12 protein-coding genes are annotated in these 9,268 nt (G+C 65.7%); 4 read left to right on the forward strand and 8 right to left on the reverse strand.

The genetic code is table 11. The features are described 5' to 3' along the window. Window positions 1–8: 8 nt before the first annotated feature. The 3 genes from gatB to gatC are packed head-to-tail and all read right to left on the reverse strand — an operon-like array spanning window position 9 to window position 3,225. Complete coding sequence (gene gatB, locus H261_RS21660; RefSeq protein ID WP_008621986.1) at window positions 9–1,466, reverse strand: Asp-tRNA(Asn)/Glu-tRNA(Gln) amidotransferase subunit GatB; 1,458 nt, start codon at window positions 1,464–1,466, stop codon at window positions 9–11. Then, window positions 1,466–2,938 (reverse strand): Asp-tRNA(Asn)/Glu-tRNA(Gln) amidotransferase subunit GatA, encoded by a 1,473-nt coding sequence (gene gatA / locus H261_RS21665; RefSeq protein WP_008621987.1) that lies wholly within the window; start codon window positions 2,936–2,938, stop codon window positions 1,466–1,468. The genes gatB and gatA overlap by 1 nt, the downstream gene beginning before the upstream one ends. Next, window positions 2,938–3,225: an Asp-tRNA(Asn)/Glu-tRNA(Gln) amidotransferase subunit GatC gene (gatC, locus tag H261_RS21670; RefSeq protein WP_008621988.1), complete on the reverse strand. Its 288-nt coding sequence runs from the start codon at window positions 3,223–3,225 to the stop codon at window positions 2,938–2,940. Before gatC ends, gatA begins: the two co-directional genes overlap by 1 nt. 111 nt (window positions 3,226–3,336) lie before the next feature. On the opposite strand from gatC, the gene ruvX reads away from it, so the two are divergent. Then, window positions 3,337–3,804 carry a Holliday junction resolvase RuvX gene (ruvX, locus tag H261_RS21675; RefSeq protein WP_008621989.1) on the forward strand — a complete coding sequence of 156 codons (468 nt, stop codon included), beginning with the start codon at window positions 3,337–3,339 and terminating at the stop codon, window positions 3,802–3,804. A 69-nt stretch (window positions 3,805–3,873) separates the two neighbouring features. Further along, window positions 3,874–4,308: a hypothetical protein gene (locus H261_RS21680; protein ID WP_008621990.1), complete on the forward strand. Its 435-nt coding sequence runs from the start codon at window positions 3,874–3,876 to the stop codon at window positions 4,306–4,308. Window positions 4,309–4,535: 227 nt separating this feature from the next. Here the strand turns inward: H261_RS21680 and aroC are convergent, their stop codons facing one another. The 5 genes from aroC to H261_RS21705 all read right to left on the reverse strand — a co-directional run bounded on the left by aroC (window position 4,536) and on the right by H261_RS21705 (window position 7,968). Beyond that, window positions 4,536–5,624: a chorismate synthase gene (gene aroC / locus H261_RS21685; protein ID WP_008621992.1), complete on the reverse strand. Its 1,089-nt coding sequence runs from the start codon at window positions 5,622–5,624 to the stop codon at window positions 4,536–4,538. 9 nt (window positions 5,625–5,633) lie between these two features. Then, window positions 5,634–6,452 carry an enoyl-ACP reductase FabI gene (fabI, locus tag H261_RS21690; RefSeq protein ID WP_008621993.1) on the reverse strand — a complete coding sequence of 273 codons (819 nt, stop codon included), beginning with the start codon at window positions 6,450–6,452 and terminating at the stop codon, window positions 5,634–5,636. Between the two features lie 92 nt (window positions 6,453–6,544). Then, window positions 6,545–6,982, reverse strand: coding sequence for a CBS domain-containing protein (locus H261_RS21695; RefSeq protein ID WP_040477165.1), 438 nt, complete (start codon window positions 6,980–6,982; stop codon window positions 6,545–6,547). A 122-nt stretch (window positions 6,983–7,104) separates the two neighbouring features. Next, window positions 7,105–7,314 (reverse strand): cold-shock protein, encoded by a 210-nt coding sequence (locus H261_RS21700; protein WP_008621996.1) that lies wholly within the window; start codon window positions 7,312–7,314, stop codon window positions 7,105–7,107. 186 nt (window positions 7,315–7,500) lie between these two features. Continuing rightward, window positions 7,501–7,968 (reverse strand): hypothetical protein, encoded by a 468-nt coding sequence (locus H261_RS21705; protein ID WP_008621998.1) that lies wholly within the window; start codon window positions 7,966–7,968, stop codon window positions 7,501–7,503. 192 nt (window positions 7,969–8,160) lie between these two features. On the opposite strand from H261_RS21705, the gene H261_RS21710 reads away from it, so the two are divergent. Then, window positions 8,161–8,493 (forward strand): rhodanese-like domain-containing protein, encoded by a 333-nt coding sequence (locus H261_RS21710; RefSeq protein ID WP_008622000.1) that lies wholly within the window; start codon window positions 8,161–8,163, stop codon window positions 8,491–8,493. Window positions 8,494–8,595: 102 nt separating this feature from the next. Then, the coding region (locus H261_RS21715) for a S49 family peptidase (protein ID WP_008622002.1) at window positions 8,596–9,268 on the forward strand (673 nt) is incomplete at its 3' end.

The raw sequence follows: 9,268 nt of genomic DNA on the forward strand, positions 1-9,268 counted from the left end.
GATTGGGTCTACCCCAGGATCTTCTTGGACAACATCTCGTTGACCATGGCCGGGTTGGCCTTGCCTTGGGTGGCCTTCATCACCTGGCCGGTGAACCAGCCGAGCAGGGTGGTCTTGCCGTCCTTGACCTGGGCGACCTTGTCGGCGTTGGCGGCGATCACCGCGTCCACCGCCGCCTCGATGGCGCCGGTGTCGGTGACTTGGCGGAGGCCGCGCTCCTCCACCAGAACGGCGGGGGCCTTGCCGGTTTCCACCATCAGGGCGAAGACGTCCTTGGCCAGACGGCCCGACAGGGTGCCGTCCTTGATCAAATCGATCATCTGGCCCAGGTTGGCCGCCGAGACCGGCGGGTCCTCGATGGTCTTGGCCGTCGCGTTGAGCGCCGCGAAGAAGTCGCCCATCACCCAGTTGCAGGCCATCTTGGAATCACGGCCCTTGGCCACGGTCTCGAAGAACTCGGCCGAGGCCTTCTCCGCCACCAGCACGCCGGAATCGTAGGCGTTGAGGCCGTATTCCGCCATGAAGCGGGCCTTCTTATCGTCGGGCAACTCAGGCAGGCCGGCCTTGATGCCGTCGACGAAGTCCTGGCGGATCACCAGGGGCAGCAGGTCGGGATCGGGGAAGTAGCGGTAGTCGTGGGCGTGCTCCTTGGAACGCATGGAGCGGGTCTCGCCCTTGACCGAATCGAACAGGCGGGTTTCCTGGCGGATCTCGCCGCCCGATTCGTAGACGTCGATGTGGCGCCTTGCCTCGTACTCGATGGCCTGCTGGACGAAGCGGATGGAGTTGACGTTCTTGATCTCGCAGCGGGTCCGCAGTTCGGTGGAGCCCACGGGCCGCACCGAGACGTTGGCGTCGCAGCGCATGGAGCCTTCCTGCATGTTGCCGTCGCAGGTTTCCAGGTAGCGCAGAATGGAGCGCAGCTTGGTGAGATAGAGGCCGGCCTCTTCCGGGCTGCGCAAATCGGGCTTGGAGACGATCTCCATCAGCGCCACGCCCGAGCGGTTCAAGTCGATGAACGACTTGGACGGATGCATGTCGTGGATGGACTTGCCGGCGTCCTGCTCCAGGTGCAGGCGCTCGATGCCCACGGTGCGGGTGCCGCCGTCGGGCAGGTCGAGGATCAGCTCGCCCTCGCCGACGATGGGCTGGTCGTACTGGCTGATCTGATAGCCCTGGGGCAAGTCGGCGTAGAAGTAGTTCTTGCGCGCGAACACGCTGGTCAGATTGATCTTGGCCTTGAGCCCCAGGCCGGTGCGCACCGCCTGCTCGACGCAGATTTCGTTGATCACCGGCAGCATGCCGGGGAAGCCGGCGTCGATGAAGCTCACCTGGGTGTTGGGCTCGGCGCCGAACTCGGTGGCGGCGCCACTGAACAGCTTGGCCTTGGAGATGACCTGGGCATGGACCTCGAGACCGATGACGATCTCCCAATCGCCGGTGTCGCCCTGAATGATGTAGGCCATCACACGCCCTCCGGTTTGGCGGTAAAGTTCGCGGCCGTTTCCATCACGCCCGCCACGCGGAACACCGTCTCCTCGTCGAAGGGACGGCCGATCAGCTGCAGGCCCAGCGGCAGGCCGTCGGCCGACAGGCCGGCGGGCAAGCTGAGGCCGGGCAGGCCGGCCATGCTGGTGGGGATGGTGAACACGTCGTTCAGCCACATGGTGACCGGATCGTCGCTGCCCTCGCCCTGACCGAACGCCGCCGACGGCGCGGTGGGGGTGAGGATGACGTCGACGCTCTCGAAGGCCTTGCGGAAATCCTCGGCGATCAGGCGGCGAACCTTCTGGGCCTTGGCGTAATAGGCGTCGTAATAGCCCGCCGACAGCACATAGGTGCCGATCAGGATACGGCGGCGGACTTCGGCGCCGAAGCCGGCGGCACGGGTCTTCTTGTACATGTCGTCCAGGGTCTTGCCCGGAACGCGCAGGCCGTAGCGCAACCCGTCATAGCGCGCCAGATTGGACGAGCACTCGGCAGGCGCGATGATGTAATAGGTGGCCAGGGCGTACTTGGTGTGCGGCAGGCTGATCTCCACCGGGGTGGCGCCAGCGGCCTTCAGCCACTCGATGCCCTGGTCCCACACCTTGGCTACCTCGTCCGACAGGCCGTCGGGGCGGTATTCCTTGGGAATGCCCACCTTAAGGCCGCGGATATCGCCGGTCAGCGCCTTCTCGAAATCCGGCACCGCCATGTTGACCGAGGTGGAATCCTTGGGGTCATAGCCGGCCATGGCGCCCAGCATGATAGCACAATCGCGCACCGTGCGGGCCATGGGGCCGGCCTGATCCAGCGAGCTGGCGAAGGCCACGATGCCAAAACGCGAGCAGCGGCCATAGGTCGGCTTGATGCCGGTGATGCCGCAGAAGGCGGCCGGCTGGCGGATGGAGCCGCCGGTGTCGGTGCCGGTGGCGGCCATCACCATGCGCGCCGCCACGGCGGCGGCGGACCCGCCCGACGAGCCGCCGGGAACCAGCTTGGCCTTGGGATCGGAGGTCTTCTTCCAGGGATTCTCCACGGCGCCGAAATAGCTGGTCTGGTTGGACGAGCCCATGGCGAATTCGTCGAGGTTGAGCTTACCCAGGGAAATGGCGCCGGCGGCTTTCAGCTTGCCCGAGACGGTGGATTCATAGGGCGGCTTGAAGCCTTCCAGGATGTGGCTGGCCGCCGTGGTCTGCACGCCCTCGGTGCAGAACAGGTCCTTGATGCCGATGGGCAGGCCGTCCATGGAGCCATTGGTGCCCGCCTGACGGCGCGCATCCGAGGCCTTGGCGGCGTCCAGCGCCAAGTCGGGCGTCTCGACGATGAAGGCGTTCAAGGACCGCTTGGCCTCGACCACCTTGAGATGGGCCTGGGTCAGCTCGACGGCGGTGAACTCGCCCTTGGTCAGACGGTCGCGGGCCTCGGCCAGCGTAAGGTCGGTGAGCTGGGTCATTATTCCACCACCTTGGGTACGGTGAAGAAGCCTTCGGCGGCTTCCGGGGCGTTGGCCAGCACCTTTTCGGGATAGCCGCCGTCAGTGACCACGTCGGCCCTAAGCGGCGCCGTGATGTCGGCCACCGAGGTCATCGGCATGACGCCGTCGGTGTTCACCTCGGAGAGCTGCTCGACGAAGGTGAGGATGTTGGACAATTCGCCGGCGAGGTGGTCGAGTTCCTCGTCCTTGACTTCGATGCGCGCCAATTCGGCGATGGCGCGGACGGTGGCTTTGTCGAGCGACATGGGCTGCGGAAAACTCCGGTAAAACAGGGTGGCCGGACGTTAGCATCCGGGCCACAAGGGTGCAAGCGGGGGAGGCTTGATCTTTTCCCGCCGCCGGCGCATGAAAGGGCCATGCCCATTCTCTCCCCCGCCGAACTCCTTGCGTCTCTCGCCCGCGACCAGCGCCTGCTGGGGCTCGACCTGGGGTCCAAGACCATCGGGCTGGCGCTCAGCGACGTCAGCCGCACCATCGCCACCCCCTTCGACACCATCAGGCGCATCAAGTTCACCAAGGACGCCGAACAGTTGCTGGCCGTGGTGGACAGGCAGGACGTGGGCGGTCTGGTCCTCGGCCTGCCGGTGGAGATGGACGGATTCGAGGGGCCGCGCTGCCAGTCGGTGCGCTCGTTCGCCGCCAATCTCGCCCGCCTTCGGGACATGCCCATCGCCTATTGGGACGAGCGGCTGTCCACCTCGGCGGTGACCCGCACCCTGCTGGAGGCGGATTCGTCCCGCAAGCGCCGGGCCGAGGTGGTGGACAAGATGGCCGCCGCCTACATCCTGCAGGGGCTTTTGGACAACCGATCGGGCTTCACTTGACGAATGTCAGATCGCCGCGGCATGAGCATGGTTAGGATGCCACTCGCTCAACGGGGAGGAACGCCCGCCATGATCCGTCGTCTTGCCTTTGTCCTGTCTCTGGTGTCGCTGCCGGCCCTGGCCGGAGAAATCACCTGTCCCGACCTCGCCGCCATCCAGCAGGTTGGCACCTGCGCCAGCGAGCAGGAGCTGAAGTGGAGCTTCACCGGCTATTGCAGCGACAATCAGCGCATGTACGACAAGGAGGATGGCGTCTGCCTGTCGGAGGAGCATTACAGGAAGGCCAAGGACGTGTCGCTGTGGGAAGCCGGCGAGTTCCAGGGCTACCTGCACTGCTCCAAGTCCGCCGAGACCATCAAGGCGTCCAGGTTCAAGCATATCGGCGCCATCCGCATCGGCGCCATGACCCGGGTGGTCTGCACCTACGACGACGGCATCGACCTCACCTACCGCACCAAGGCGCCCTGCACCGTCGAGGGCGACAAGGCGGTGTGCAAGGACTGACAGGCTGCGGAAACTGAATCGGAGGGGGACCTCCTGGATCCCTGCGCAGGCGGGGATACTAAGGATGTGGGATTGTCCCTCTCGATCAGTGCCAGTTTCCACTCGCGCCGCCAGCGCTTGATCCGCTTTTCGCGCGTAATGGCGGCTTCCATGGTTTCGTGGGACTCGATGTAGACCAGGATATGGACGGATGGGCGCAACAACGTGGCGATTCCTCAGCCTCCGGCTCAGGGCCGGGGCTGCGCCAGTGACCTGAGCAGGTGGTCGGCCAGGGTGCAGGCCATCATGGCCTCGGCCACCGGCACGGCGCGGATGGCGACGCAGGGGTCGTGGCGGCCCTTGGTGGAGACCTCGACCTCGTTGCCCTTGGCGTCGATGCTCCGCTTCGGCGTCAGGATGGAGGAGGTGGGCTTGACGGCGAGGCGAACCACCACCTCCTGGCCGGTGGAGATGCCGCCCAGGATGCCGCCGGCATGGTTGGACAGGAAGCGCACCTGTCCGTCGTTGCCCATGCGCATCTCGTCGGCGTTCTCCTCGCCGGAGAGGGTCGCGGCGGCGAAGCCGTCGCCGATCTCGACGCCCTTGACGGCGTTGATGCTCATCATGGCCTTGGCCAGATCGGCGTCGAGCTTGTCGTAGACCGGGGCGCCCAGGCCCACCGGCACGCGCTCGGCCACCACCTCGACCACCCCGCCGATGGAGGAGCCGGCCTTGCGGATGGCGTCCAGGGATTCTTCCCACGCCTTGGCGGCGATGGCGTCGGGGCACCAGAACGGGTTGTTGCCGACCTCGGCCCAGTTCCAGGCGGCGCGGTCGATGGAATGCGGCCCCATGCCGACCATGGCGCCCCGGATGGACACGCCGCCCGGCACCAGGGCGTCGAGCACCTTGCGGGCGATGGCTCCGGCGGCGACCCGCATGGCGGTTTCCCGGGCGCTGGAGCGCCCGCCGCCGCGATAGTCGCGGATACCGTATTTCTGCTGGTAGACCCAATCGGCGTGGCCGGGACGGAAGGTGTCCTTGATCTCGCCGTAATCCTTGGAGCGCTGGTCGGTGTTCTCGATCAGCAGCCCGATGGAGGTGCCGGTGGTCAGCCCCTCGAAGACACCGGACAGAATTTTCACCTGATCGGGCTCGCGCCGCTGGGTGGTGAAACGGTTCTGGCCCGGCTTCCTCTGGTCGAGGTAATGCTGGATATCGGCCTCGGCCAGCGGGATGCCGGGCGGCACCCCGTCGATCACGCATCCGATCGCCGGCCCATGGCTCTCGCCGAAGGTGGTGAAGCGGAACAGATGGCCGAAGCCGTTGCCGGACATGGTGGCGGCTCAGTCCTTGGCGACGGTGATGTCGGGGGCGTCCACCGCCTTCATGCCGACCACGTGGTAGCCGCAATCGACGTGATGGGTCTCGCCCGACACGCCCGACGACAGGCCGGACAGCAGATAGAGGCCGGCGCCGCCGATGTCTTCCAGGGTGACGTTGCGCTTCAGGGGGCTGTTGTATTCGTTCCACTTCAGGATATAGCGGAAGTCGCCGATACCCGAGGCCGCCAGGGTCTTGATGGGACCGGCGGACAGCGAGTTGACGCGGATGCCCTGGCCGCCGAGATCGACGGCGAGGTAGCGCACGGAGGCTTCCAGGGCCGCCTTGCACACGCCCATGACGTTGTAGTGGGGCATCACCCGCTCGGCGCCGTAATAGGTCAGCGTCAGCAGCGAGCCGCCATCGGGCATCATGGCCGAGGCCCGGCGCGCCACCGAGGTGAACGAGAACACCGAGATGTGCATGGAGGTCAGGAAGTTCTGCAAGGAGGTGTCGGCATAGCGGCCGCGCAGCTCGTTCTTGTCGGAATAGCCGATGGCGTGGACGACGAAGTCCAGCTTGCCCCAGCGCTTCTCCAACTCGGCGAAGACGGCATCGATGGAGGCCTCGTCCGACACGTCGCAGGGCAGCACGATGTCCGAGCCGACGCTCTGGGCCAGGGGACGGACCCGCTTTTCCAGCGCCTCGCCCTGGTAGGTGAAGGCCAGTTCGGCGCCTTGGGCGCGGGCCGCCTGCGCGATGCCCCAGGCGATGGAGCGATCGTTGGCGACGCCCATGACAAGGCCCTTCTTGCCGGCCATCAGGGGAGCGGGAGAGGTCATGCGGGTCCTCGTGTCGTGGTGGAAAGACTGCCGGGCCGCCGGAACGGGGCCACAATCCACCTACATACACGAAAGAGTGGGATGGGCAAAGGCTATCCCAGGATTTCGCCCAGTTGGGATTTCTTCACCACTTCCCGCTCGAAGTTGCTGAGTTCCGAGCCCAGCGCGTCGCGGATGGAGACCATGCCCACCGGAATGCCGTGATCGACCACCGGGATGTGGCGGAAGCCGTTGTCGTGCATCATGTGCAGCGCTTGGCCCAGCTTGCGGTCGGCGGTGATGGTCTCGGGATCGGGGGTCATCACCATGGACAGCGTGGTGGTGTCGGGGTTGATCCCCTCGGCCACCACGTCGAACAGGCAGTCGCGCTCGGTGAAGATGCCCCGCAGCTTGCCGTGGTGGTCGGTGACCATCACCGCGCCGACGCCCCTGGCCTTCATCTGGCGGGCCGCCTCGCGCACCGTGGTGGTGGCGGGCATGGCGAGAACGGTCTGGTTACGGATGACGTCCCTGATCAATCGAACCGGCATGTGAGCCTCCCAGCTCTCCCCACGATGTCTCCACTATGAACCCGCTGGCCGGGATGGGCAATCGGCACAAAAAAGGGCGCAGCCGAAAGGCCGCGCCCCTTCTTTTCGCAGTCTCGAAAGGCCTAGAGGGCCTTGAGATTGACCGCCGAGCTCTTGCCCTTGCGCGGATCGCGCTCGGTCTCGAAGGAGAGCTTCTGGCCTTCCTTCAGGTTGCCGATGCCAGCGCGCTCGACGGCGGAGATGTGAACGAAGATGTCGGCCGAGCCGTCCTCGGGCTGGATGAAGCCATAACCCTTGGTAGCGTTGAACCATTTCACGGTGCCGTTCGGCATAGGAACCTCCAAATAAGCAGTAGTACCCCGCATGCTCTCATGCGAGGGGTCCAATCGTTCGACCGGCGATGACACCTGAAGCGGCGCCGGATTCCCTGGTAAGGAATCTGCGGCTGGTAGAAAGACGTGGCCTAGCATGGACCGGGCCGGGGCGGAATACAAGATGAAACGCAACGGCCGGGAAATTTACCGGCGGTCGATGGCCTGATAGCTCTTGCCGACCCGCTGCAGCGCCTGGGTGGGGGTCAGGATGGTGGCCCAGCCGTCGATGCGTTCCGAGGTGACGAACACGCTGTCGGACTCGGCGAAGGCCCAGCCGATGGGGGCCCAGCCCCGGGACGTCCAGCCCGCCACCAGCAGCGGCAGGCCCTTGGCCGAAGCCCAGGCCGGCGAATCGATCTGGATGAACAGCTCGGCCTGGCCGTCCTCGTTGAGGTCGATGCGCCCGGCGCGGACCTGGTCGCGGAAGAAGCCGTGGGTCCCGCCGGCATTGTAATAGGCCTTCCACTGGGCGCGCAGCAGTTGGTCGATGTCGGGCGTCTCGCTCTCGGGCAGGGGCTGCAACGCCACCTGCGCCACCATGCGGCCGAATTCCTGGGCCGTGGCGGATAAGGGGCAGAGCAGCAGGACGAGGAGGGCGATAAGGATGCGCATGGTCGGTTTGCCTGGGATCGGCGGGAGATTACGGGGTGAGGTTGCTGCCGTCAATGCTGCGGTGCAAATACAGTGAAAACAGTGTTTATTATGGCTAATAAATAATTTCGCGCTGTATTTTTGTGTTGAATGATGGGCGCGGTTGCGCTATGACGGTGGTGAACATGGGAATAAGCGCACGAGGACCCCGCCATGAGCGTTTCCGAAATCGGTCTGATCGAACTGGAACCCACCCAGGTCAAGGCTCTGCTGGATGCCGGCGAGGCGGTGCTGGTCGATGTGCGCGAGGATGACGAGTTCGCCGAGGAGCATATCGAGGGCTCGGTGTTGTCCCCCATGAGCGATTTCGAGGTGGAGACCTGGCCGAGCTTTCCCGGCCGCAAGGTCATCATCTCCTGCCTGGGCGGCGTGCGCTCGGCGGCGGTGGCCCGCAAGCTGATCGCCTCGGGCCAGGGCTGGGCCACCCACATGAAGGGTGGCCTCAATGCCTGGCGCGACGCCGGCCTGCCCACCGTGGGCGCCTGATTTTACATTCCTCTCTTCATTTCCCCACCTTGAGGGCGGCTGCTGGACGTAGCCGCCCTTTTTCTCTTTAATCCAGGGGCCGTGGTTAAAGAGAGAGCAAGCATGCGCCGTATCGGTCGAATCCTGGTCACCTTCCTGGCCATGTCGGGTCTGGTCTTCCTGGGGTTGCTTGGCCTGGGGGCGTGGCTGGCGGCCCATGTGGCGGACGGCGACGACAAGGAGGTTCCCGAGCGCGCGGTGCTCAGCCTCGACCTCGACGCCCGTTTCCGCGATACGGCGGAGGGCAACCCGCTGGCCCAGCTGTCGGGCGAACGCTCCTACAGCCTGCGCGCCACGGTGGAGGCCATCGACCGCGCCGCCACGGATACCCGCGTCACCGGCCTGTTCGCCACGCTGGGCCATTCCACCCTGGGGCTGGCCGGGCGCCAGGACCTGCGCGACGCGGTGACCCGCTTCCGCGCCACCGGCAAGCCGGCGGTGCTGTTCGCCGAGACCCTGGGCGAGGGCGGCTCGGGTACCCTGGATTATTATCTGGCCTCGGCTTTTTCCCAGGTGTGGCTGCAGCCGTCCGGCGATGTCGGCCTGACCGGATTGTGGGTGGAAAGCCCGTTCATCAAGGGCACGCTGGACCTGCTCGGCATCAAGGCGCAGTTCGCCGGCCGCCACGAGTACAAGTCGGCCATCGACATGTTCACCGAGACCGGCTTCACCCCGGCCCACCGCGAGAATCTCGGCCGTCTGCTGGATTCGTGGTCCGAGCAGGTGGTGGCCGGCA

It is taken from the genome of Paramagnetospirillum caucaseum, assembly GCF_000342045.1.
Taxonomy (GTDB): Bacteria; Pseudomonadota; Alphaproteobacteria; order Rhodospirillales; family Magnetospirillaceae; genus Phaeospirillum; species Phaeospirillum caucaseum.

Excerpts from the sequence above, each read along its gene's own strand:
- gatB (WP_008621986.1), bottom strand. The coding sequence starts at position 1,466 with ATGGCCTACATCATTCAGGGCGACACCGGCGATTGGGAGATCGTCATC.
- gatA (WP_008621987.1), bottom strand. The coding sequence starts at position 2,938 with ATGACCCAGCTCACCGACCTTACGCTGGCCGAGGCCCGCGACCGTCTG.
- gatC (WP_008621988.1), bottom strand. The coding sequence starts at position 3,225 with ATGTCGCTCGACAAAGCCACCGTCCGCGCCATCGCCGAATTGGCGCGC.
- ruvX (WP_008621989.1), top strand. The coding sequence starts at position 3,337 with ATGCCCATTCTCTCCCCCGCCGAACTCCTTGCGTCTCTCGCCCGCGAC.
- H261_RS21680 (WP_008621990.1), top strand. The coding sequence starts at position 3,874 with ATGATCCGTCGTCTTGCCTTTGTCCTGTCTCTGGTGTCGCTGCCGGCC.
- aroC (WP_008621992.1), bottom strand. The coding sequence starts at position 5,624 with ATGTCCGGCAACGGCTTCGGCCATCTGTTCCGCTTCACCACCTTCGGC.
- fabI (WP_008621993.1), bottom strand. The coding sequence starts at position 6,452 with ATGACCTCTCCCGCTCCCCTGATGGCCGGCAAGAAGGGCCTTGTCATG.
- H261_RS21695 (WP_040477165.1), bottom strand. The coding sequence starts at position 6,982 with ATGCCGGTTCGATTGATCAGGGACGTCATCCGTAACCAGACCGTTCTC.
- H261_RS21700 (WP_008621996.1), bottom strand. The coding sequence starts at position 7,314 with ATGCCGAACGGCACCGTGAAATGGTTCAACGCTACCAAGGGTTATGGC.
- H261_RS21705 (WP_008621998.1), bottom strand. The coding sequence starts at position 7,968 with ATGCGCATCCTTATCGCCCTCCTCGTCCTGCTGCTCTGCCCCTTATCC.
- H261_RS21710 (WP_008622000.1), top strand. The coding sequence starts at position 8,161 with ATGAGCGTTTCCGAAATCGGTCTGATCGAACTGGAACCCACCCAGGTC.